The 26,279-nt window shown below is 37.3% G+C and carries 14 protein-coding genes; 13 read left to right on the plus strand and 1 reads right to left on the minus strand.

The genetic code is table 11. The features are described 5' to 3' along the window. Positions 1 to 268: 268 nt before the first annotated feature. The 13 genes from HMPREF2794_RS16580 (at position 269) to HMPREF2794_RS16640 (ending at position 25,945) form a co-directional block, all read left to right on the plus strand. Positions 269 to 3,370: a DEAD/DEAH box helicase gene (locus tag HMPREF2794_RS16580; protein WP_070751952.1), complete on the plus strand. Its 3,102-nt coding sequence runs from the start codon at positions 269 to 271 to the stop codon at positions 3,368 to 3,370. A 3-nt stretch (positions 3,371 to 3,373) separates the two neighbouring features. After that, entirely contained in the window at positions 3,374 to 3,769 is a 396-nt protein-coding gene (locus tag HMPREF2794_RS16585; RefSeq protein ID WP_070751954.1) for a (deoxy)nucleoside triphosphate pyrophosphohydrolase, read from the plus strand. A 2,218-nt stretch (positions 3,770 to 5,987) separates the two neighbouring features. Beyond that, entirely contained in the window at positions 5,988 to 6,200 is a 213-nt protein-coding gene (locus HMPREF2794_RS16595; protein ID WP_055271322.1) for a helix-turn-helix transcriptional regulator, read from the plus strand. Between the two features lie 9 nt (positions 6,201 to 6,209). Next, a complete protein-coding gene (locus tag HMPREF2794_RS16600) occupies positions 6,210 to 7,769 on the plus strand; it encodes an RNA-binding domain-containing protein (RefSeq protein ID WP_070612378.1) in 1,560 nt (519 codons plus the stop codon). 76 nt (positions 7,770 to 7,845) lie between these two features. Beyond that, entirely contained in the window at positions 7,846 to 9,192 is a 1,347-nt protein-coding gene (locus HMPREF2794_RS16605; RefSeq protein ID WP_246839613.1) for a hypothetical protein, read from the plus strand. Continuing rightward, complete coding sequence (gene dptF / locus HMPREF2794_RS16610) at positions 9,189 to 10,847, plus strand: DNA phosphorothioation-dependent restriction protein DptF (RefSeq protein ID WP_055271328.1); 1,659 nt, start codon at positions 9,189 to 9,191, stop codon at positions 10,845 to 10,847. Before HMPREF2794_RS16605 ends, dptF begins: the two co-directional genes overlap by 4 nt. Next, on the plus strand, positions 10,844 to 12,340 hold the full coding sequence (dptG, locus tag HMPREF2794_RS16615) for a DNA phosphorothioation-dependent restriction protein DptG (RefSeq protein ID WP_055271330.1): 1,497 nt from the start codon (positions 10,844 to 10,846) through the stop codon (positions 12,338 to 12,340). The genes dptF and dptG overlap by 4 nt, the downstream gene beginning before the upstream one ends. Beyond that, complete coding sequence (locus HMPREF2794_RS16620; protein WP_139147270.1) at positions 12,309 to 17,669, plus strand: helicase HerA domain-containing protein; 5,361 nt, start codon at positions 12,309 to 12,311, stop codon at positions 17,667 to 17,669. The genes dptG and HMPREF2794_RS16620 overlap by 32 nt, the downstream gene beginning before the upstream one ends. A 10-nt stretch (positions 17,670 to 17,679) precedes the next feature. After that, on the plus strand, positions 17,680 to 22,617 hold the full coding sequence (locus tag HMPREF2794_RS16625) for a sacsin N-terminal ATP-binding-like domain-containing protein (protein ID WP_240052985.1): 4,938 nt from the start codon (positions 17,680 to 17,682) through the stop codon (positions 22,615 to 22,617). After that, on the plus strand, positions 22,595 to 23,434 hold the full coding sequence (locus tag HMPREF2794_RS29600; protein WP_224207290.1) for a hypothetical protein: 840 nt from the start codon (positions 22,595 to 22,597) through the stop codon (positions 23,432 to 23,434). Before HMPREF2794_RS16625 ends, HMPREF2794_RS29600 begins: the two co-directional genes overlap by 23 nt. Before the next feature lie 51 nt (positions 23,435 to 23,485). After that, the gene (locus HMPREF2794_RS16630; RefSeq protein ID WP_055271333.1) at positions 23,486 to 23,830 is read left to right on the plus strand and encodes an IS66 family insertion sequence element accessory protein TnpA; all 345 of its coding nucleotides are present in this window, start codon (positions 23,486 to 23,488) and stop codon (positions 23,828 to 23,830) included. Between the two features lie 3 nt (positions 23,831 to 23,833). Then, on the plus strand, positions 23,834 to 24,193 hold the full coding sequence (gene tnpB / locus HMPREF2794_RS16635) for an IS66 family insertion sequence element accessory protein TnpB (protein WP_055271335.1): 360 nt from the start codon (positions 23,834 to 23,836) through the stop codon (positions 24,191 to 24,193). 87 nt (positions 24,194 to 24,280) lie between these two features. Continuing rightward, the gene (locus HMPREF2794_RS16640) at positions 24,281 to 25,945 is read left to right on the plus strand and encodes an IS66 family transposase (RefSeq protein ID WP_055271337.1); all 1,665 of its coding nucleotides are present in this window, start codon (positions 24,281 to 24,283) and stop codon (positions 25,943 to 25,945) included. 121 nt (positions 25,946 to 26,066) lie between these two features. Here HMPREF2794_RS16640 and HMPREF2794_RS16645 read toward each other — a convergent pair whose 3' ends face one another. After that, positions 26,067 to 26,276, minus strand: a complete 210-nt coding sequence (locus tag HMPREF2794_RS16645; RefSeq protein ID WP_055271339.1) for a hypothetical protein — start codon at positions 26,274 to 26,276, stop codon at positions 26,067 to 26,069. Positions 26,277 to 26,279 lie beyond the last annotated feature (3 nt).

Consider the following 26,279-nt stretch of genomic DNA (forward strand, 5'->3'; position numbering starts at 1 on the left):
TATAAAGCATAAAAACTTATTGATGCACAAAGATACTGTTCTATTTAAAATAGACCTAATCTTCTTCCAGCTATTTTAGCTGAATATTTTGTAGGCTTATTGTTTAAGGATGTACTCATCTATTTAAAACAGGGTATTATTGGCGTTCAGAAAAAAGTAATTGTATTAGCTTTTCTGTCTTTTTATATTTACTTTTGTCTTTGAAGGTGAGATGAACTTTATGGAAGTCTCGGTAGTGCAGGAAAAACAATTTAAATAAATCTTTTATATGCTAAAGAAGGGTATATACGAACATGTTATCAACCAGATAACAAAGCAGCATATTCATGAAATTGAAGAGCAAGGTATGGTTTGTATGTTACAAAATATAGATGAGGCAGAGTCTCCACAAATACTAGCCAATTATTTGGGGAAGGTGATTCGCCAGAAACTTGAGGAGATCGAAAATCAAGAAGATCGCGTAAATCTTATAAATAATATCTTGAAAGAAGCTGGGGTTATTGATGAAATTCAGATAGCTGAACCTTCAAAATTGTTAACGGAGGTAATGAGCAGACAACAAGCACTATTACAAGCAGAAAGTCGCATACAAACTATTCGTCCCATCTCTGGCTTTCGCGTAAGTAATCTGTTTACGGGCGGTAGTAGCTTGCTTTCTCTAGGAGAAGAAATACGCCGTGAAATAGCAAGTGCTAATGAGATAAATTTCATTGTATCTTTCTTGAAAGTATCAGGTGTCCGTATATTGCTCAATGATTTGCTCAAATTCTGCCAAAAAGAAGGGAATCGTTTGCGGATCATAACAACTACTTATTGCGGAGCTACACAGGCTAAAGCAATAGAGCAGCTTGCTGCGTTGCCGAATACTGAAATACGTATTTCTTATAATACAGATATTGAACGTCTACATGCCAAATCATATATTTTTGTGCGCAACTCCGGTATGAATACTGCTTATATCGGTTCGTCAAATCTTTCAAAATCTGCTCAAACTGAAGGTCTTGAATGGAATATACGCGTTACAAGTGTTGAAAATCCACATATAATAAAAACTGCTCTTGCTACATTTGAGATGTACTGGAATAGTTCTAATTTTGAGGATTTCCGGCTTGGAGGTATAGAAAAGTTTAATAAAGAAATACATCGTAATATCTTTAGAGATACTTCGAATGAAGTGATATATCGACATTTTACTCTTCTTCCTCATCAAAAACAAATTCTTGACAAGTTACGTGTAGAACGTGAAGAGCTTAAGAATTTCAAAAATTTAGTTGTTGCGGCTACTGGTACAGGAAAGACAGTGATTTCAGCTTTTGACTATCAGGAATTTCGTCGCATACACTCTAGAAGCCGCATTTTATTTACGGCTCATCGGGAGGAAATTCTTCGCCAATCGTTGAATACTTATCGTAGTGTGCTTGGTGATGCAAATTTCGGTACTTTGTGGGTAGGCAATTGCCGCCCACAAGATGAAAGCGAATACGAAAATTTGTTTGTTTCCATCTCTATGTTAAACTCCCGTTTTGAAGATTTTTTTGAGAAACTAGGTGCTGATTTTTATGATTATATCGTGATTGACGAAGCTCACCACAGTCAGGCAGAAAGCTACCGAAAATTGTTTGCTCACTTCGTACCGCAACTCCTTATTGGACTTACTGCTACACCTGAGCGTATGGATGGACGTGATCTTCGACCAGATTTTGGTGGACGAATTAGTGCAGAAATTCGCTTGCCACAAGCTTTACAAGCAGGATTGCTCACACCATTTCAATATCTTTGCGTAACAGATTCTACTGATCTTAGTGATGATGCTCTTTGGAATGGGCAAAAATACAATATCGAGCGTCTTGCGGATAAACTTTGCAGCAAAGAACGAGCTGGGTATATTGTTGAAGCGTTGCATAAATACCTCGCTAATGAATATATGTGCCGTGCACTCTGTTTCTGTGTGAATAAACGTCATGCCGATTTTATGGCAGAACAGTTGAGTCTGTATGGATTTAATGCTCAGAGTTTAACATCGGATACACCATCTGATAAACGCAAGCAACTTGCTAAAGAACTGCGTGAAGGAGCTATTCATTATCTCTGCGTAGTAGATATTTTCAACGAAGGTGTAGATATTCCTGAAGTGGATACTGTACTTTTTCTACGTCCCACAGAGAGTTTAACGATCTTTCTTCAACAGTTAGGACGTGGTTTGCGCCTTTCTGTAGGTAAGACGGAACTCACTGTACTTGACTTCGTAGCACAATCTAATCGTAAGTATGACTTTGCTAGTCGTTTCCGGGCTTTGATGCTCAATCCTGAAAAGAATATTGTTAAGCAAATCAAAGATGGATTCACTTTGTTGCCATCAGGCTGCAGTATCGTGATGGAGAAGAAAGCAAGACAATATATTCTTGATAATATCCAAAGTGCTATTTATAACAAGAATCGCATTATCAGAGAAATCAATAGTTACCCTAATATACCTACCATTTCTCAGTTTTTAGAGAATAATGGACAAGATATTCGTACTCTTTATCAAAGTAACAATTGCTGGACATCGCTTAAGCGCGCTGCAGGTCGTATCGCGTACAAAGACGATGTTATAACCAAACGGTTGGAGAAAGGGATGGCTAACTTATTGCACCACAATACTGCATCATTCCTTCATTTTATAGAACTCTTTATCGATGGAAGTAAGCAATATCTTGATACTAAAAATTATAAGTATGCTTTGATGCTATATTACGCTCTTTTTCAGGATCGTTTGGATAAAACAGGTTTTGCCAGTATTTATGAAGCGCTTGAATTGATCCATAAGGAAATGTACAGCTATTTTAAGCAAGAGATTTCGGAAATTATTTCTTATTTGCTTGCGCATCTTCAACTAAAAACGATGCCTTTAGGAGAGGATGTTTTGCCTGGACTTGAATTATACGGTTGCTATACCCGTGAGGAAATTTTTACGCTTGTCGGTAGGCAAACGGAAGCGCGCAAGATGCAAGGTTCTGTAACGGGAGTCTTTAATTTGTCCGAATGCAATGCTACATTACTTTTTGTAACGCTTAATAAATCAGATAAGGATTTTTCTCCTTCAACACAGTATAATGATTATCTCATTAATGAACACTATTTCCATTGGCAGTCACAAAACACAGACTCTCATCAAAATAATGGAGGACAGCGATATACTAAGCAAGCTGATACACAAAACAAAATAATCCTCTTTGTTCGTGAAGAGAAAAAGGATGGTTATGGTAATACTTGTCCTTTCCATTGTTTTGGTCTAGTAGAGTATATGTCTTCTCATGACGACTTCCCTATGAATATCACATGGAAACTTCAACAACCAGCAATGGCACAATATGTTAAAGCAATATAAGCTATGAAACAGATAGAAGTTGTAGCAGCTATAATCTATGATAATGAAAAATACTTTGCAACCCAACGTGGTTATGGCGAGTTTGAAGGTTTGTGGGAATTTCCTGGTGGTAAAATAGAGAAAGGCGAAAGCCATGAAAATGCACTCAGACGGGAAATTCAAGAAGAGTTAGGTGTTGACATTAGTATTGATGGATTTATATGTACTACTGATTTTGACTATCCATCTTTTCACCTTACTATGCACTGTTATCTGTGTACAATTTTAGTCGGTGAATTGGAGCTTCGTGAACATAAATCTGCACGGTGGCTAGTACTAAGCTCCCTTGATGAAGTTATGTGGCTACCGGCATATAAAGAAATTGTTGAATATTTATTAGAAAATAGGTATGAGGAGTAATAGCCAGAAGAAATATCATTAATTCTTTTCTCATGGCAATTGCTACTATAATCGCTTGTTCGAAGAAGGGTATCAATTGTGGGGGAAAACATATATTGGGATATTTAGGGTGTTAATAAATATATTGGGGATTGTTATTTCCCGATGCACCATGCCTATAATATTCGAAATGAGGAATTTACGCTTTAAACGGTAGAATAGCGGTCGAATTTGTTTTATTCTTGTGAAAATCAATATTTTAGCATCAATTTTCCCTCATTTCATAAGAACCAGCAAAACTTTAAATTTGCCACGAAGTTCACTTCTACTTTTCCTTTTGCAAAGGTACGAAATATACGTGGAATTATCGCCGATTATGTCAACTAATTGCAGGAGACTTTCACGCAAATTTAACTGCATAACTTTCCGCAGTCGACTAAATTAAGAAATTGTAGTATATGCAAATTATTTACATTCCACGCTCTTAATAGATAAAGATACCGAGTTTTATATATTGCCAATATACAAATAGACTACATTTTGTTTATCATCACAGGATAATTACCTACTTATTAAGCATACAATAGAAAAATCAACATGTGTTGTACAGAACGACTGTTCCAAGATGTAACCAGATACTTGATTTAGATATGTGGTTATAACTGCAAGAATCAGGTCATCATTAGTGACAGTTCCTGATATAAAAGCCGTAGTATAAATAAATACAAGTAGTAAGTTAAGCCGATTATAGCCCTAAATAATCAGATATAGTAAGTTATAGAGACTAGGGGCTATGACTGTATATAGGCTTGGCAGACAAAAGAAAAATCAAATATTTCTCTGCTGAATCTCATCGGTTGTGATGAGTATAAATGTGGCGCCCTGATTCAGGGCCTCATCCTTGTGTAATTTTTAAACTCTATTCCAGAGGGGGTATTTTTTTACCACCGCCTTGTTTTAGGGCTTCGGTTTTCATTTTTAGAGACTCCTTGATTATACAAGGCATGATAACTAGCGGAATGAAAGCTACGGTATGGTGTACGAACATAATGCAGTAGTATGGGGTAGCAAATTGCGACATCATATTCAAAAAAGTGATGGCGCCGTGTTTCACGGCTTCACCCATGTGAGAAATGTGACATTATAATTCAGGATGGCATGTCTTAAAACCTCCGCCTTGTTTTAGGCTTCGGTTTAGATTCCAAAGGGGGCATCGTTTTGGGGACGCCTTCTAAATGGGCCTCACTGTCATTACATATATTTCTAAAAGCACCGTCGTGATATACGACCCTGGTTCAAGAATTAGTGGAATGCAACATATGAGGTAGCTTGAAAATACCCCATCTTGCGATTAAAGTAGTAATATCACAAAAATGCGGATGATGTACTTTGAAAGTACCCCATCTTGTGATTTAAGCAGTAATCCACCAAAAGAAAAATATCAGGGAGGGCTCAATTCAAGGGGTGACCAAAATGGACACCCCCTTTGGGATTGATATGTTACATATATGTAACGATTTGTTCCTCGTTGTTTATTATGTACTATAGTATGGGGTAACGAAATGTGACTCCATGTTATAAGGGGTCATCGTTTTTTGGACGCCCCGTTACAGGGCCTCCCTACAATTCCATATATTTCTAAAAGCACCGTCGTGATTTGCGACACTGGTTCAAGGTTTGGTGAAATGTAATAGATGATGTCCTTTGAAACGACCCCATCTTGTGATTAAAGCAATAAGCAAACAAAAGAAAAATATCAGGGAGAGGTCGCAATTCAAGGGGTAGCCGAAATGGACACCCCTTTGATGGGTGACATATGCATAACGATTTGTTCCTCATTTATCATTATTGCTAAGGATGTACTTTGAAAGTACCCCCTTACACTTAACAAGTAATCAAACAAAAGAAAATATCAGAGGCAAAGCCTCTTTCTTCTTTTCCCTCTTTTTGAATATAGCTTTACTTTATTATCCGTATATGTAGGGTACGACATTAAAGTAAAGTCATTCTATTTTTCTTTTGTCAGCAAATCTCTTTAAGAACATAAAAAGGAAAATGCGCTATCCCTCGTGGAAATCTATCAAAAACACCACATTTCCACGACTTATAAATACTTTTTTATTAAAATCAACAATGGCACTTAGTCAATTTTATGCGACTATTCAAATTAACCTGAAAATTATTCGCCCATTACGATAAATTTTAATATGTTTGCATTAAACTATAAACAAATTCAGTCATGAAGCAACTAAATAGGATTAAAATTGTATTGGTTGAAAAAAATAAAACAGCTCGCTGGCTATCTCAGCAGGTAGGCAAGAATGCATGTTCAGTGTCTCGCTGGTGTACAAATGCTTCACAACCAGACTTGGAAACACTGTTTCGCATCGCAGAGCTCTTGAATGTTGATGTGAGAGAGTTGATTCATGTAGAAAAAGATAAATCTAACTAAGTAATCCACATGGCTATTCCAGTTAACATAGAAGATCTACTTCACAAACGCAAAATAGAATCCACCCGCATTGAATTTAAAAAAGGTTGGAATCCTGATAAAATCTATCGTACTATTTGTGCTTTCGCCAACGATATTGATAATCTTGGAGGAGGATACATTGTTGTAGGTGTAGAAGAGGAAGATAATACAGGCATCGCAAAACGCCCTGTAACAGGAGTTCCTGTTGAAGAGCTTGACAAAATCCAGCGTGAAATGATTGGCTATAACAATAAGATTGATCCTTATTACATGCCAAGAGTTGATGTTCAGGAGGTAGATGATAAATATGTATTGCTTATCTGGGTACCAGCAGGTGTAAATCGTCCGTATAATGTGCGTGAACGTGTTACAGCGAGCAATCAATCACCATGTAAATGGTATGTGCGTAATGGTACCAATACCATAGAGGCAAAAGGCGAAGTATTGGATGAATTGCGTGAATTGGCAAGTCGCCTTCCATTTGATGAAAGAGGGAATGAAAATATTGAACAGACAGATATTTCTAGAGCATTGGTTCTGGATTATCTACAAACTGTAAATAGTCGCTTGGTAGCTGATTTTGAAAAGCTGTCAATGTCTGAGATATTGTCTCAAATGGACTTATTAGTTGGACCAACTGAATGTCAGCTAGTGAAGAATGTAGCTGCTATGATGTTCTCTAAAAATCCAGCCAAGTTCTTCCCAACCACGCAGGTTGATATTGTAATCTTTCCAGAGGGCTGCATCAAGAATCCCAATAATATGATTGAGGTTCCAAAGATCGTAGGTCCTGTACCTGAAATGATTAAGCAAGCATTGGACTATATCAAAACAAATGTTATCAAGAAGAGAATCATCAAACCTAAAGATAAAGCGGAGTCTATAACCTATTTCAACTATCCTTACCAGGCGATTGAAGAGGCTGTAGTTAATGCACTATATCATAGAGATTATCAAGAGCGTGAGCCAGTGGAGATAACAATTGAACCAGATAAAATATCAATTCTTAGCTATACTGGCCCAGATCGCTCTATAAGTTTGGATGCTATTCAAAAGGCAGAACGTCTAAAGTCACGTCGATATCGTAACCGTCGTTTGGGTGATTACCTTAAAGAGTTGCAGTTGTCGGAAGGTCGTGGTACTGGCATCCCAACCATTCAGGACGAATTACGCAGAAATGGCTCTGCTCCAGCTGTGATTGAAACCAATGAAGAAAGAAGCTACTTCTTGATAGAAATCCCTTGTCATGAGGGCTTTGAGGGTTCTTTAACTATAGGTGAAGCGAAAAATGAGGCTATAAATGAGGCTATAAATGAGGCTATAAATGATAATGCACAAACTGTCTTATTGGCAATATCAAAGTCGCCTCTTATTAAGCGCAAATCATTATTGGAAAATATCGAAATTTCCAAAGCAACTTTAGAAAGAACCATTAAACAGCTATCATCAGAGCCTTTAGCTTTGATAGAGTATCAAGGATCTTTAAAGACTGGTGGTTATGTGCTAACAGAGAAAGGCCAAGCTTTTGTTAAATCATTGGAGGAATAATAATGGCTAGAATAAAAAAAATAATAGGATTAATAGATGCTGACTTGCTTGACAATGTACACGTCATCCTAATCTTGTGTTGCTTAAATTAGCAGGATTCTTCCATGACAACGGAATTCAATTTGAGTTGATACTAGATCCCAAAGCAGATACATCGCATTATACAAAAATATACATGTCTCGTGTATTCACATATACCGAGTTACCTGAACTGTATATACGTGCTAAAGGTACATCTGAAGAGCGAAAATTCCATTGTGGAGGAACAGGTTTCTATGCTAATGAAGCAAATGTAATGGAATATCGCAAAATGCGTGAAGATGACATGAATCGCTTAGAAAACGATGAATTCCTAAATTCGTTGAGAAACTTCCATGGAGGCAAAGAGTATGGTATAAACATGGCTAGGCAAATGCCATACTATCATCTGTATGACTCTTTTGTAAATCAACAAGTTGAAAAAGGTTTTAAACGAGAGAAATATAAGGATTATCAGAAATATTCGATCGGATTTTTAACTCGTGGATGTGTAAGACATTGTCCTTTTTGCGTAAATAAACTTGAGAATCATATATTGCCATATTCTAAACTACAATGTTTTTTAGATGAGGAACGGGATGATAATGGTAAACTTATTCGTCCATATATATATCTATGGGATGATAATTTTCTAGCATCTGATCCATCAATATGGCGACCACTATTGGAACAACTTATAGAGACAAAACGTCCATTTCAATTCCGTCAAGGTCTTGATGAGCGTATGTTGGCAGAAAGTCCTTATGGTGAAGAAATGGCAGAAATGTTATCACGTTCACGTTATCATGGAGATTTTATTTTTGCGTTTGATAATTGGAAGGACCATGAACTAATTGAAAAGTCACTCAAAATTTGGAAACGTTATAATCCTAAAAAAGGAACAAAGTTTTATTTGTTTTGTGGATATAAGCAAGCTGAGCATAGTCAAGATAAATTCTACAAGGATATATGGGAATTGTTCCAAAGAATAAAGATACTTATGTCCTATGGCTGTGTCGGTTATGTAATGAGGCATGAAGATTATCATAAGGCTCCAATTCCTAATTTTTATATTCAGATAGCTCGATGGTGTAATCAGCAGGCATTCTACAAAAAAATGTCATTTTGGGAATATTGTTACAGAAATCAAACTTACTGGGAACAGCACTCTGGTTTTGAGGTTTTAGATGAAATTAAATCGTTTGATGCTTTCCAAAAGGACCTTAGTGCAGGTTTCTATGCACATCCAAATAAGAATGGCAAGGTCCGAAAGATTTGTAGAACTTTACAAACAGCCCTAGATGTACTAGAAATGTTCCCCAATCACTATGATGAGTTAATACAGATGTACAACTATAAAATGGAGGATCTTATAGATCCAATCCTTTGGCAAAATAGAATATGAGCAAGATAACAGACATATTTAAACAACTGAGCCATGGCTCGTTAGGCGCAGTTCAGAACGGATGTCAATTAAATGAATTGGCTGAATATCTGAATGTTGATAGACTTATAGAAGTAAATCTTAAGAAACACATGGATGCCATCAAACAAAACGGAGGTGGCTTAGTGTTACTTATTGGTAATGCTGGTGATGGAAAGTCACACATTATAAGTAAACTCAAAAATACGAATGACTACAATGATTTTGAGTTTTATAATGATGCTACAGCTAGTTGCTCTCCAAATATGTCTTCTATAGAAACGCTTAAGATCGCATTACGCAACTATGACGACCAGCATATCAAGACTACTTCAACTAAAACCCTTCTTGCCATAAATCTTGGTAAACTTAATGATTTTGTTGATGATGAAAACTTTTCAGAAATTGGGAATTTAGCAAAGCAGGTTCTAAGTGACCACTATGAAAGTATAAATCAAACAGATTACCTAAGATTTGTCTCGTTCAGTAATCAGCAAAATTTTGAGCTCACACAAGATGGCTCTGAATATCCTGTAGAATCGTCATTTATAAGTGAAATTCTGAATAAAATCACAAAAGCAGATTGCTGCAATCCATTTTATGCTGCGTATGAGGAAACAAAAAAGGATAGCCATTATGGGGCAATGTATCCAGAAGTATTAAACTTCGAGATACTTTCTTTGCTTGTAGTAAAAAAGAGTATTGTAATGCTCATAATAGAGTGCATGGTACGTTTTCAGCTAATCTTTACGCCAAGAGATTTCTTTGACTTTGTATGTTCTATAATTGTATTTCCATTCTCCGAAAAGTACAATGAAGGCCGTCATTTATTTGAATCGTTATTGCCAAGTCTTATATTCTCAGGTAATTCTAGTAAGATTCAAAAAATGGTATGTCAATTAGATCCTCTTCGAGTGAGTAGTCTTGACCATAATAAGTCTTTGGCAGTTATGTTTACAGCCTATAAATTGCATGATGATATGCTAGATAAAAACAAGCTGTCATGTGTCTATGAATCACTGAAGGAGAAAATTAATTTTTACTACAAAAATCATGGTAAAGATACAGAGAGAATCTCAAAATTTATATTTCGAGTTTCTCATCTTCTTGATTATCATAGTGAATCTGATGTATATCGCCAGTTCCTAAGGAATCTCTCATTATATAACAATGAAGAATCTAGAAATGAAATAATCCTTGAATTAGAAGAAAAAGTCGATTTGAGTATTCCACGCCATTATGGAGCATACACCCAAGTGAATGATCTAATTCCTCTCAATATTCAAGGAAGTAAATACAGACTCTTTGCAAGAATAGACAAGTCAATGTCAAGTGTAGACGCACCTTATATCGGACAATTTAGAAATGAATTCCTATTATATATACCAATGCAATGGGATGTTAAGAATAATCCAGTTGAACTTAAAATGGATTACCAATTGTTCGAATACATCTGTTCACTTGAGAAAGGGAAACTTCCAATTACCTATGAAAGTGAATTGAATATGGAATTCAGCCGTTTCATCCGTGAGTTAATTAAATATAGTTCAGGCGATAAGGAGGTAGTAATCATATCATCTGATGAAAAAACAGTTTGTCTTAGATCAAAACTTAACAACGTCGTAACGCTATCATGATTAATACAGAGAATTTCTATAGTTCCTATTATAAGGATACCACAAAAGATAAAGCATTGCCTACAGCGTCTCGAATTCGTTTTGAAAACGGTGTTGTGGAAAATGTATTGTTAGAGGATAAAGAGTTTACAGATGCTTTTAGATCGTCTGTGCAAGTATTGCCGTTTACCAGTAATCCTTCAACTTCTAACTATGATAGAAGTTGTGGCTTACGAGGTATAACTGGAGAGTTTTTCAGAAAAAGTAAAGACAGACAAACAAAAGCAATATCAGATTTTGAAAACAATGCTATTCAACCTGTACGTAACTATCTATTACAACAGAAGCATATGAAAGAGAAACAGGTTGAAGAGTTTATTGAGATAATGAAGGATGTAATGTATTCAGATGGTTCATTAACGATCATTGACCCTTCTTTTTTGAAATTTCTACCTCTCACTGATGGTAATACAAATTCCAAGAAATATGAACATGGTCAGCGATCCATTGCAGAATACCTCTCTTCTATGCTTTGTCCAAAAGATCTACTTGTCGATATGTTATCAAAGAAGCCTAATCTCTTCAATGAAATTATTATATCTGCACTCAGTAGCTCAACTGGCACAGGAGGTTCAAATGAAAATGAATATATTATTCTCCCTTTTATTAAGGAGGCTTTTGGTGAAGACCTTAAATGGTTCTTGAAACGTGATGATAGCATTGTTGTGAAATATATTCATGTATTCCTCCACTTCTACCTGTGTTATTCTCTGTCTCAGACACTTGTGTATCTTGATTATCGCAAATACAATATAGTTCCTGAGAAACCACAAAAGATGTATTATATCCTTACTTCTGAGCATGCATCTGAAGGTCGAGAGGCTGTCACTAATGGCTGGAATAAATACGTTAACAAAGAAGCTTTAGAGAAATCGTTTGGAAGAATTGAGGCATTAGACATTCTTAATAGTTTACTAGATGGCAACATAGGTTTTTATAATGATGTATACAATAAACTTAAAGAACAGGATTTCAACGATGAAATTAAAATGCTGCTTGAAGATGTCATATGTTCTTATCAGCGTGATAAACGCGAACAGCTCAAAAAACGTGAAGTAGCAAAGTTTCAATTCCCAGATGAGGTGTCTACCGAAGTCAATTCCTACGATGATTTTATTCTTAAGCTAGGACTGCTTTGCACAACTTTACAATCCAAGGAGTATGAATCAAAGATGAAGATACGCGTCAACAATATAATGAAAATAAGAATGCTATCAACAAGACGTGGCAGGGAGATTCTAAACCTTGATGACGAAATGCTATTTTTTCTTATGGCGATGATCTCAAAAGGTACCCGTATGAAACTTGAGGATCTTTATGAAGGTTTTGGTAAATATGGTGTAGCCTTTGACTACGACACAAAAGCCGCAATTGAGAATTACTTACTGAAATTAAACTTATTAGAGCGCAAAAGCGACTCAGGTGAAGCACAATATGTTAAAATCGTTTTATAAATATCTCGTTGATGAACTAATCACAGATTATTTCACAACACACAAGCCTGGTTCATTTGGATTAAAATATTTTTATGTTCTGTTTGAAAATGCTGAACATAGAAATGGCTTATATAATGCTATTGCAGAAAATCTGACAGCTCATGATATAACTGTTACAGGAATTTTCGAAAACCGTCAGGAATGGATGGATGTCGATGTGCTTAATACCAAGTGCTTTCAGCCAAATGCTGATGGGGCAGAAATTATTGTTGGTAACGAAAGTGTAATAGATAATGGTTATTTAACTACGCTTAGAAATGCTGTAGTTCAGCCTGATTCTCAATATAGTGACAAAACTTTGTTTTGTATTCTATGCAATAATAAATTAGAATCCTTAACATCAACTGGAGTAAATCTACTAGCAGAGGGAGGACCTTTACACCAAGATACCATTTTCAAGAATATGTTGACCCAATTGGACAACCTAACGATTCTTGATTACGATAGAATGTGCTTAAAAAGGTATGCAGAAACTATTCGTGAACGAATTGCTCACCATGAAGCTGACCTATTTATGTTCAAAGATATTCTTGGCGTTTTACAATCACATCCAGTTGAACTTTCGGGTAAGTATGACAAGTTTGGTTATTTCCCTGACAAATATTGTACAACCCCAAGTCTGATAACAATTGACTCAAAAGATATGGAGGCTCGTATAAAAGGAAACTCATATCATTTTGAGCAAATAAAGACTATCCTTAATTCATATTCAACTGAGGCATATACAGAACTTATTAAAATATATGACAATGCCTTAGCAAATAAGATTGTTAAGAATCCAGATACGTGGATGCAGATTGACTACGAAGAGATCAAGAAAAGTGTCGAAAAGAAAGCTGAGCAGGCTAATTATAAATTTGTGTCTCTTCAAATAGCTAATGATCATTCGGCTGAGTTAATAAATAGTCCTCTTCCTAAAATGACGCAAAAATCTAAGAAAGTCTTTGCGATCATTTGTGATAATACCGACCATATAACAACAAGCGTTAGAATTGATTTTAATAAACCTATCTCTGATTGTACGGTACTCAAGGATATAAATGTGAAGGGCAATCCTACAACTCAGTACAAGGTTGTAGGTTCATCAGTACGAATAGAATTAGCTGATAATGCTGTAAAATGTGAAATAGGTAAGGATAGTAATAAATTTACTTTCATAATGATGAGAGTAAAAGCTCCTCATGGTACTTTTGAAGAAATCAAACCATATTTTTCTATAAGTTCAAAAGCAAATATCGTAATAAAAACACCTGAAGATATTGATTCTATCTCTATTGGAAGAGGATCAAAGAAAATCGACTTTACAAATACTCTTGGAGATATTGAATGGGATGATGACTATAGTGTTAAAGTTGACCTTAACGATTTCTGCGATGGTGTTGACTTACCAATCACATTTGGGGATAAAAAGATTATATTCAAAATTGAAGTTGATGAGCAAAGAATTGTTCCAGTTAAACCGCCAAAATTGATTGGAGAGGTTTGGAGTAATGGTACTTCTGCTAAATTCCCTGGCGGAAACAAAGTAAGAGTTGGTTCAAACGAATATAATGCTGATAAAGAATTTTTTAGCTATCTTGAACTGGAACGAAAAATGGCAACAGAGAACATATACTGCATGAAGCGTTGTCTTACAAGTTTTGATAGCAAGTTAGAGCCAGTAGAACTCCAACTCCCTACATTAGTAAAGGAGAAAATAGATGCTATCTATGTGTACTACTCTGAAAAAGGCTATGTGCCTACATTGAGTTATATAGATGATGAACTCTTCAAGTTATACGAAGAGTATGTTGATGCGGTACATAATGTAATCATGTCAATTACTCCAAATGAATTGATGGATGAAAAGGAGTACTCTCTTACGAAATTGGGGACTATTGAAGATGGTGACAAGGTAATGCTAACTCCTTATCATCCTCTACTGATTGCCTACATGATGGAATATAAAAACAGGTACAAAGGACAAATGTTTGAGAATCCCAAAATACTTAAACTAGTTTCGCCATTCTACCTGATGCCATATATGTCCTATGAAAATTCAGATAGGCAGCCATATTGTGATGAATTTACTGATGACCTTAAAACATGGTTGTTTTATGAGAAGGCCAGCAATGCACAACAGGTTCGCACATACAATATCACCACTAAAATGGTGACAAGTAAAATAAAGGAATTTAAGAAACATTTCAGTTATCTATTTCAGGTTGCTGATAGTCCTATTATAATAAGTACTATCGGTATTTATGACGATACTAATGTTGTCAAGGGGCTTTTTGAATACGTTAAAAGCGAAATGAAGAATTCTCCTGAAGCAATTCAGAGAGTAGAAGTTCATGAGTATGTCAAGAATCTAGCTGTAGAAACATTCTTTGAAAAGCTTAATAGATTAAATTCAGAAGAATTGATTTGTAAAGAGCTCGACAAAGTTGATACATATTTAGATATGGGCAATAAAGATATCAGCCCATTACAAATTATAAGACAGTTTTTTACAAGAATTGATTTCTATAAGCATGATATAAATGAATGTAATAATGAAATTGATTATTGTCACATTTCTTTCTATCAAATGGATACAGGCTTGGAATTCTCTAAGTCACCAACGTCTGCACTTCGAAGTGAATTATCTTTGAATGGGTTGATTTCTATCCCATCAACTAACAACCAAAAGGGCAAAACATATACAGTTGGATTTGGTACACGTGGATTTGCAACAGATCTCAGCAAGTATGGAAAGGTTTATCCAATTGCTATCGACATGAATAGTCTGTATGCTAATGAGCGCACTCATTGGGCAAATAGTTATTCTCCAGATACGTGCTTCGCCAAAAGCTATGTGTTTAAGGACGACTTGCTTTTACAATCTATATACGACAAGTCTAATTGGGTAACATTCTTAAATCCTGAAGTTGATATAGATTTCTTCTATCGTCAGAAAGATCTTTATGTCATTCACTATACGGACCAATATACGATAAATGCAAAATATGATAGTATTACTGTAACCAGACAGACCAAGCAATATGACAATATGTTGGCTGGTTATTATGACAGCTGTGTTACTAATACAAATCAGCGTGAATTGTTCATGAGTACTATGATGAACTATTTCAATAGTTTGAATGGAAGTTGGTTACTAGATGTTATCAGAAAAACTGATGTGCAGATTCGAGAAAAGATGAGCATAGTATCTGCTTGCATTATGATGAAGAGGTTTTTGTCTAGAAACCAAAATGTTGTATGGGTCCCTATTTCGCTCGAAGAAATACTTCGTGTAACAGGGAATATAGGTCTTGAGCAAGATTCTTTGTTCTCAAAGAAAGCCCTAGGCGTGAAAGGCCAGATGTCTGATGATTTGCTTCTAGTCGGTGTTGAAGATGTTCAAGGAGCAATAAAGTTGTATTACTATCCTGTTGAAGTTAAAGCTTCTATAGGAAGCAACTTCACACATACCGCCAGTGAACAAGTTGTTAAGACATATAACGTTCTCAAGAAAACATTGATGGATGAAGGTGGTTTTGCAAATGATATTTATAAGACGTTTTTTGCATCACAGATACTTACTAACACAGATAAACTTTGGGCAAATGGTCTATTAGATGAAGCTGAATATCAATTCATAGATAATTGCCGATTCCGGTTACTCAATTTGGATTATACCATAGCAGATGAAATGAAGTGTCGTGAAATGGGTTATGCTGCAACTGTTGCGTTTTCTGGCTCTAGTGCTCCTGAAGCTTCTGTTGATATGATTAATGATGATATCCTAGTTTGTCATATTGAGGTTTCATTGAATACATGTAACTCTTGTATTATAAGCGATGATGTTTCTGCAATTAACCAGCTTATACAGTCGCCAATAATCGTTGCCGATGAGGTAAAGGCATTTTGGAAGAATAAAGATTTAGGAATCCTTGATTCACCAACCACGATGCCATCAGGTACTATACCAGTTAAAAGTTTTGAGAACCAAAATTCTTCTGCTCAAGCTCAGGACATAGATATTACTGAAACCAAAGATCAACATAGTACATCGAGTAACGTGGCAAAAATTTCTTCTGATACACAGGAGGGTGAACAAACAACGGATGAGATCATTGAAGTAAATTCTCCAGACTCGGAGATTTCGTCGAACCAACCAATTCAGATTATAGTTGGCTATTCAAAGGTGACAAGAGAGAATATCCTTTTTGAACCCAATAATACCAGAATGGTCTCACATCCTAATATGGGAATTATTGGTACAATGGGTACTGGTAAGACCCAGTTTGCTCGATCTGTTATTGCGCAGTTCGCAAAGGAATCTGTGCATAATGTGGGAGGTAAACCTGTTGGTATGCTTGTGTTCGACTACAAGGGAGACTACAAGGATAAGGAATTCTTAGATGCTGTTGGCGGAACGTCATATAAATTCAACTATCCATTCAATCCTCTGAAGCTAGTAGTAAATGATGAGGTTGAAGGCATGAATTTGCCCGCTATTACAGCAGATAGAATAGCTGATTCGTTTGCAAAAGCTTATGGGCTTGGATTGAAACAACAGAGTAACATCAAGCAGGTTATTATTGACACATATAATGATGCTGGTATTACAAGGGATTCAAATACGTGGGATAAGCCTGTTCCAACAATGGAGCAAGTTATTGATAAATATTTTGAAACATATGATGCCAATGATAAAGCTTATGCTCTATTTGATAAACTTCAAGATTACACAATATTCACAACCGACAACAGTAATTGTGTATCCTTGTTTGAATGGCTAAATAGTGTTCGTGTAATTGACCTTACACTATATCCAGACGACACAAAGAAAGTAATAGTATCCCTAATACTTGATCTTTTCTATGCTGAAATGCGTCAACTTGGTGGTAGTAAGCAAGAGGATGGTTACCGTGAATTGCGTGCTATGATCATGGTAGATGAAGCACATCAGTTTTTGAAGAAAGACTTCAATTCGTTTCGTAGCATTATAAGCGAAGGACGAATGTTTGGCGTTGGTATGATACTGTCCACCCAAAATATCAGTGATTTCAAGACTGCGCAGGAAGATTATTCTCAGTTTATTTTGAGTTGGGTAATTCATCACGTTAATTCTATCAGCAAAGCAGAAATTGCCAGCATATTTGGTGCTAGTGATCCTAATGGAGAACGCTATATGGACTTTATTAACAAGGCTAAGCTCTTCGAAAGTGTTTGTAAAATAGGTTCAAAGGTAGATGGTATTAGAGATTTGCCATTCTTTGAGTTAGTGCAGAAGGATGATAGGTTTAAGAATGACAATTAACGAATCAACCATGTTAGACGAAACAATAAAAGATAAACTTCGTTCCATTTATCAAGCAATGGACAAAGTCTCATTACCTGAAAAAGGTGATGGGTGGGTGAGCATGTTTGACTTCCAGCGAGAAGTTTGGAAATCACGAATCAATTTCAAGAATTTGGGCTATGAGTGGTTCAATGAGTTCTTGAATGATTCGGAATTGTTCTTTATTTGGACAGATTTCTCGGGAGAAAAACCCACAAGGTATGTAATTGAAAAAGCTAAACCAAAATCTCACGAAGAGCAAAGAAGACCACAATACAATCGTGCAGCAACCCAATACGTAGATTACGAGGAAGTCATTAAAATTAAACGCAGATTGCGTCTTGATAACAATCAGTTTATTGGTCAGTTCGCGCCTCAAAGAAATGAAGGTCGGTTTACGATAACAGATATCCGTAATACTGATTTTACAAAGATTGAAGATAAGGAACGTGGTGTAAAGAATCTGTCAATCTCATTCAGAAGCAACAAGGAGTTCAACCGCTATGCATACTACAAGTTCACTTGGGTATTGCTTGAAACCGATCCTCTCAAGTTTGGTATTGACTTGCATGAGGAAATAACACCAGTTTACCCCAAAGACATTGTGAGCAGTCTTTATGAGGGCATTATGCGTTATCCTGCAGGTGCTGCAAAGAAGATTGTTCGTTCGCTTGATACTCTCAAAAAGCAGCTTACACAAAGCGGTAAGGAAGTATTCATCTATGAGTTGTTGCAGAATGCTAACGACTATCCTCGTCGTACAAAAGTTGATAGCAAGATTCAACCTTTGCCTGTTGATGTGGAGTTCCATATTACCAAGAACTACTTAACCTTCGAGCATACAGGTGAATATTTCAATCCGAAGAATATTGCAGCTATTTGTGATATAAATGATGGCGAGAAGGCTGACAATACCGAAGCCATCGGCTACAAAGGTATTGGTTTTAAGACCGTTTTCCTTGACAACGACTATGTTCTTCTCAATACTGGTAATTACACATTCAGGTTCGACAAGTCTGCTACGGATGTAATCAATACACCATGGCAGATATTGCCAATCTGGACGGAACATAGTGAGATCGATAATGAAATCAAGTCTGTATTCCGTCAGCATCCTAACGAAGAGTTCAGAGTAAAGTTCGCTCTCCAACCACGAGATACGGAAATTCTGACCGATGAAAACAGAGATGACAACTACATCGATTTGTTTACTGATGTATTTGACTCAGAGCGCGTCATATTGTTTATCCCGAACATCAAGAAAGTTAGCATCTTTATTGATGGTCGTAATGAACCGATTGTACGTGAGAAAGACAATAAAGACTGGTGTGTATCAGATTCTCTTGTAAATGATATTCCTGAGGACATTACAGATAAGATAAACGATGTCTTGGAAAATCCAGACTCTCTTCGTTCGGATGGTTATGAGAAGATACCAGAGAAGTACATGAACTTCCACAAAACTGCAGTTAAGTTCGCATGCAAGAAAGAGGGAAGTAAACTGAAAGCTGTTGATGACGCTATGCTCTATTGCTATCTTCCTGCCAAGCGAGCTGATTGGGGCTTCAATTTCCTAATGAACACCGATATGGTGCCCAACGGACAGCGTGATGATATTGAGGATATCGAACTCAATCACGTTATTGCTCGTATTGCAGGTAAACAGTTTTTTTATTGGATTAAGCAGCTTATTGAAAGTAAAGAATACGACATTGACTCTATCTTTGCACTTATCCCAGACTTTGATGAGTGCAAGAAGAGGCGCGTGTATAAGACGTTTATAGAGGAGTTCCAGGAAGAATTTGAAAAACTCATAAAAGAAGAGCCTTTTGTTCCATGCGTGGATAAGGATGGTGAACAAACCTTTGAATGCATCGACAATATTATCAACGACATGACTGGCATGACAGCGAACGGAGTCATTTCAGACGAAGACTTCATAATTCTTATGGAGTTGGGTGACTACTCCTTGCCAGTTGACAAGTTAAGACAATCGGAGGCATTCATGGATTTCTTGTACAAGCATTCTCCTTCGAGCCTTGATGTAAAGATTAATGCTGTTGTAAAGAAATGTGAGGAAACTGATTTCCAGACATGGTTGACAGTACCCGAAAACAATACACGATTTATAAGACATTGGTTGAGTGAGGATGAACTAAACGAGTTTGCGAAGAAAAAAATATTTATTGAGTACGAAGGCGATTTGTTTACAGCAGGAAGTCTCTACTATGATCTTGACACGAATTGTAATGGAATAGGATTCTTGCGTAGATTTGTACCGCATCTTTGTGAGTCATCAAGAACAAATTTTGAGGAAGATGAAAATTGGAAATCATTTGCAGACAAGTATTTCCTGTCTTTCTCTGCAGCTTCTATGATTACAGATTACATTCTATCCAACGAGGATGCTATGGCGTTGCTTAACGTACCAAGCAATTCTGTTGCATTCTATCATTATCTTGCAGTAAAGGAAGTTGATTTAAAGGCTAACAAGACTAAGGTTCCGTATATTACCGAGGATGGCGGTGCAAGTACCGACTATACCAATTACCACTACTTCTTCAACAAAGATGCTCATGACTTAACACGTGAGAAATGGTTGGGCGAGAATGTTATCAACGTACTATCGCATATCTATTTTGACAGCCTGGCTGATGACGAGAAAGATAACATAACAGCAATATTTACTAACCTTGGATTCAACGAATTTACCAAGGACTCGTTCGTCACGACTGTCATAGTTGGCGATGCCGATTTCCGAGCAAAAGTAAACGCAGCCATAGAAAACAATTATGCCGCCAACAAATCATTTGTTGAATATGTGTTCGCTTGTGAAGCGCAGTTGAAAGAAAACTGTTTCAAGGATTATGTCTTGCGTTGTGTTGACATCCACATAAATGAGGTATATCTTTGCAACGATGACGTAAGATACTTCAATCAGGATGCCTATGCTCAGAACAGTACCTATGCCGACAATATCAATCATACTTGGTTGCAGGATAGCATGATGTATGCTCTCTCAAATGCTTACTTTGAAGGTCGTGAGAAGGAAGAGGTAAAGAAAATGGAATCGTTCTTGCGTCAGCAGTTTGGCGTTAAGACCTTCACAGACAAGTCGTTTTTCACAGATGTTGTAATCAAGAACAAGGCGGTTATCTATGCCAGTCTTGTTGACGAGGCAACTATGCTCACATTCTTGGAATACTTGAAGCGAGACGCAGACAGGCTCTTTGATGATACTATGAGTTTCAACGACATCAAGGATATGCCATTACTTGCTTATGACGGAACCATAGTAAGAGCAAGGGAACTGAATATCCAGTATATCGAATACAACGAGGACGCAAAGACTCTGTGCGAGAAAGCATGGTGTCCAAAGACGTATGTTGTGCTCTCACAGAAATATACCGATGATTTCTCTCAAGATATGCGTCAGCTGTTCAAGATTGTGAAATTTGACATCAATACCACAACTGACATTCTTGCTCAGAACGCAAACTTGCGTCAATCGGTTAATGTTATAAACAATAACGTTGATTTCTGGCGATGGGTAAAGGTAAACCAGAAGCAAATTGCATCTGTTGATAAGTTCAAGGCTATTCCGTTGCTCGACAAGAACAACGCGCTTATTAATGGTGCATCTCTTTACATTTCTGACACATATCAGCACGAGCAAATTGAGGCGCTGGTAACTAAGTATGTAAAGGAGGCGCAGTTTGTGTCTTCGTCTTACATCGAAACCGCCAATGAGAACGAGAAGGCAGAGTGGATGAAATTGTTCAGGAAACTCGATCTTAAGTCCGATAACAAGGATATTCTTTTCTCAGACATCTTGCCTAAGCTTTCAACTATTAAAACTGAGTCTTTGGATTCGGTTGTAGCGATGATGACCAAGCACCTTAAAGACCTGAAGGACAAATGGGCAGAAAGGAAACACCAAATTATGCAGTTGAGAGTTCGTACTCAATCTGCCGGTTATAAGACTCTTGATCAGGTAATAATCGTCAACGTGGATGAGGATTCTGTATCTGAACCATTCAAGTACATCACTCTCGCCAACGAGGTTCATCCCGATATCCTAAAGGCAAACAAGGACTTGCTTCTTGCTATCTCTGAAGAGTACGGTAATCGTAATCTCATTACCACAAAGCAAATGTGGATTGACGCAAAGGTTATGGATTATCTTGCAAAGTTTGCTGCCGATGAGAATAGCGTTGCTGGCACTCACATTCAGTTTGTACGTGAAGTTACCAAGATACAGAGTGAGTATGACATAAATGACACACTTCGTAAGCAGATAAAGTATCTGGTCAAGTCGAATGAAACGACATACAAGTTTGCTCATGAGCTGACACTTGGAACAGCATATTCTCCAACGTGCGACTTTGAGGCAAATGGTGTGTCTGAATTGCCGTATCTTTCTGACACTTACATCTTCGAAGGCAACAAGGATATCATCAAGCAATATTTCAAGGCGGAAAACTTGCATCAGAATATGACGCGAGAGGACTTGAAATATCTCGCAAACCGCACATTTGCTTGCTATTTCTGGTCGAAATGTTTCTCTCGTCGCTTGTCAGAATACGAAACATGGATTGAGGAAGGTCTATTTAACAATCTTGTATGCATACCAACAGAGAACTCTGTTCAAAAACCGGAATTGTTGTATGCACCTCGTATTACTGCAAGTTATGCTGTTCGTGCAAAAGCACCTCAATGGGAAGAAAAGGTTCCATGTAAGGCAATTGTAGAAAGTATAGATAATCGTGACGCAAGAGATCTGTTTGAGAGACTTCATTTCTGTACCGTTTTGTCTTTTGAAGACTGCCTTTATTATCTTGCAAGGGTAACTGAACGTCGAGAAGAAGAATCTGACTATCGCCGTATGGTTATCAATTGGATGCTTGCTGCTTCCCACACACGATAGCGAACTGGTTGCAAAATACAGAAATACGTCAACCTCTACATGGAGAAACGGTAAGGGACAGAAAAAGCACATCTCAGAACTATTTGCTATTCATCCTGACGCAAAACAGGAGAGGAATATCTTTTGGGGTGATGAGTTTGTAATGCAAACTACCAGTTTTCCGTCAAGTTCGGAGTCATTCGAGAAAGTCTGCCAGATTCTTCAAATAGAGTGTCTGACTAAGGATGATTTTATAGCCACACCTATTGGTAAAAATGATGAAACGGTAAAAATGGTACCGATACTTCGTCCTCGCCTCTTAGTGCTTGCTGCTATAGAAAATCCAGCTAGATTTCAGCAATTATACGAGAAATATAACGAAACGATTTCCAAATATCGCTTTAGTGTCTGCGAAAAGATAGACCTTGGCTATAAGACTATACATAATGATGTAATGCGCATCTACAACGATGATTCACATTTGTATTATGTGGGTTCTTGGCTTCATAACCGTACATTTACAAAATTCTGTAGCAGCATAAGAAACCTTGTTGGGTGCTTTGTCGATACAGATGTTTGCGAGGATGTGCTAGACATTAATAATTCCGTTGAATCTTGTATCGAAAAGTATTGCTCTTCGCTTGCATACGATGAGAAATTCTGTGCTTACCTCAAGTCGTTGGATTTGACTTTCAACGTTGAGCCAGAGGAAGAAGAACCTATTGAAGTTGAAAATGATTACTATAGCGATGCTACGAATAAATTAACAGATTCTGCTACAGAACCAACGACAGAGACATCAACAGAAAGTAAGCAATCAGTAAACCCCGTATCCTAGACCATAATAGTTCTTCATACCTTTGCGTGTGAATTATAAAACGTAAAAGATATGAAGAACTTAACTTTAGATGAATTCAAGAAGATTCATGAGGATTGGAAGTCTACAGGCCTATCCATCCGTGACTACTGTAGCAATACCGGATTTGAAGAAAGCAAATTCTACTATTGGCGTAAAAAGCTCACAGACTCTATGCTGCCGCAGAAAAAAGGTTTTGTACCCATACAGATGAGCCGTCATAATGGAAAGCTCATGATGGGTTCTGCCACCACTTCGGAATTGAATGCAGAGAATAATGTTGCTTGTGAGATTGTGTATCAAAACGGAGTAACTCTTAAAGTAAAGAGTGATATGACGTTGGAAATGTTACGCACACTAATCCTCTTATGCCAATAGCCTATGTTCTGTCTGAATGATTCAACTCGTTTTTTGCTGTATCCATATCCGACAGATATGCGCAAGAGCTTCTACTCTCTGAGTGGGATAGTAACCAATCACATGGGCAAAAATGTCCAGGATGGTGATGCTTATATCTTTATCAATAAGAATTTGACAGGAATGAAAATACTCCATGCAGAATATGGTGGACTAGTCATCTATAATATGAAACTGGAGCGTGGAGTCTTTAAGCTGCCTGAAATCGACTCTGATGACCCTGCTTCTTCAAGAGGGATAGACTGGTCTGACTTAATAATGATTGTAAAAGGATTATCCCCTTCGGAAGTTAAGCGATGTAGTCGTTGGGAGCCTAAGAAATAGTAGCATTTATTGCAGTTTTTTGGTAGTGAAAATTCTAGTAAAATGGGCATTTTTCATACTTTTGCACCATAAATAAAGAACGAAAAGATGTCAGAAAACTCAAGCCGACAAGCCCTCATCGACCAATTGCTTCGCGACCGCGATACAGAATATCGCCGTGCTTCTAAAGCTGAACAACAGCTGAAGGAGTTGACCGACGCAAAGGATATGAAGGCTGCATACGAGGCTAAACTGGCAGAAAAAGAAGAAGCTCTTCAAGAACGAGATAAAACGATTGAAGCCAAAGATAATCGTATTGCTCAACTGGAACAAAAGCTACTCTATCTGGAACGTAAGATGTGGGGAGCTATGTCAGAGAAACGACGCATACCTGATGACCCCAATCAACTCAAGCTTGACTTTGAACAGCTTGAGATGTCACCTGAGGAGGAGGAAACCGCTCGAAAAGCCATTGAAGAAATTACCGATTACAAAAAAGTAATAGTCAAGGAGCATGAAAAACGAGTTCCGGTTCGGCACAAGTTACCAGAGGAACTTCGACATGTGGAAGAACATATCTATCCTGAAGGTTATAAAGGGCATGAAGATGAATGGGTGCTGTTTGATGACACAGAGACATCTGAGCATTTAGAGTTTAACCCCGCAGAATTATATATCCGAGTGACCATCCGCCATAAAGGAATGCGCAAAGATACAAAGGAGATACAAACCGCTCCTGTGCAGAATGAGCCAATCGCTAAAAGTTATGCAAGCGCCTCGTTGCTGACAGACCTTATGGTTGGGAAGTATGTGGATCACCTTCCTTTCTACAGACAAATACAGATGTATAAGCGCTTAGGCTTTAGCATACCACCATCAACTATCGAATCCTGGTTCCATGATGTGGCAGATTTAATGCGTCCCACTTATTATCGATTAAGAGAACTGGTCTTAGCCACTGATTACGTTCAGTCTGATGAAACGACGGTTCCGATTATAAATAATGAGAAGCATCAAACAGTAAAAGGATACTTATGGTTGGTCCGGAGTGTGGTAAACAATATGGTCTTCTTCTCCTATAATGAAGGCTCGAGAGGCCAAAAAGTAGTTATACAACTCTTTAAAGATTACCAAGGAGCCATACAGACAGACGGCTATGCCGGCTATAGTATCTTGGAAAAGTTCAAAGGTATAACCACCTTATGTTGCTGGAGTCATGCCAGACGCTATTTTGACAGGGCATTAACCCACGATAAGGCTAGAGCTGAATATGCTTTAGCCCAAATCGGTATGCTCTATGATGTGGAGCGAATGGCAAATGATCAAAATATGGATACCATCCAACGCATGGAGTTACGTAAGCGACTTGCTTATCCCATTATCCGCGCTTTTGAAAAGTGGTGTATATGTGAGCAGAGTAAGGTACTTCCCAAGAGCCCAATCGGTAAAGCTATCGGCTACTTCTTGAATTACTCACGTCAGCTGGTGCGCTATACCATGGATGGTCGATATTTGCCCGATAATAATCTCATTGAAAATAGCGTCCGTCCCGTAGCTTTGGAAAGAAAGAACTATCTCTTCTGTGGCAATCACGAAGCGGCCGAAGATGCCGCTGTAATTTACTCTCTGATGGGATGTTGCAAAGCGGTTGGTGTAGACTTCAAGGAATGGATGAGCTACTTTCTTAATCATGTTCATGAGTACGACAACAATTACTCAAAGGACTTGGCAGAGCTGCTACCGCACGCGCTAAAAGACCAAGCTGTCATTTAAGAATCTTCTAAAAAATAAGAGATGTCTCTTAGAAACTGGGACTTTTTCAGAGAATAGTCCAAATTTTTAAGACACATCTCCATATCTTTAAAGTTCCCGCAAGACGGGGTTTACTGATTGCTTACATTCCATCAGTGTAAGTTCTAACTTGTTCTTTTGCAACTATAACATTATGATTCAAAGTCGCGAGTCCCATGAGATTGTCGTCGATTTTATGCAACACATTTAAAAATATTCTCAACTCTTCTCCAGTAAGCGTAACTGTGCCATCAGAATTGTTATCATCTTTCACCGGCTTTTCAATCTTTGATAAATTTACTCTCTTTCCCATAAT

The sequence above is a fragment of the Bacteroides sp. HMSC067B03 genome (assembly GCF_001811315.1).
Classification (GTDB): Bacteria; Bacteroidota; Bacteroidia; order Bacteroidales; family Bacteroidaceae; genus Bacteroides; species Bacteroides faecis.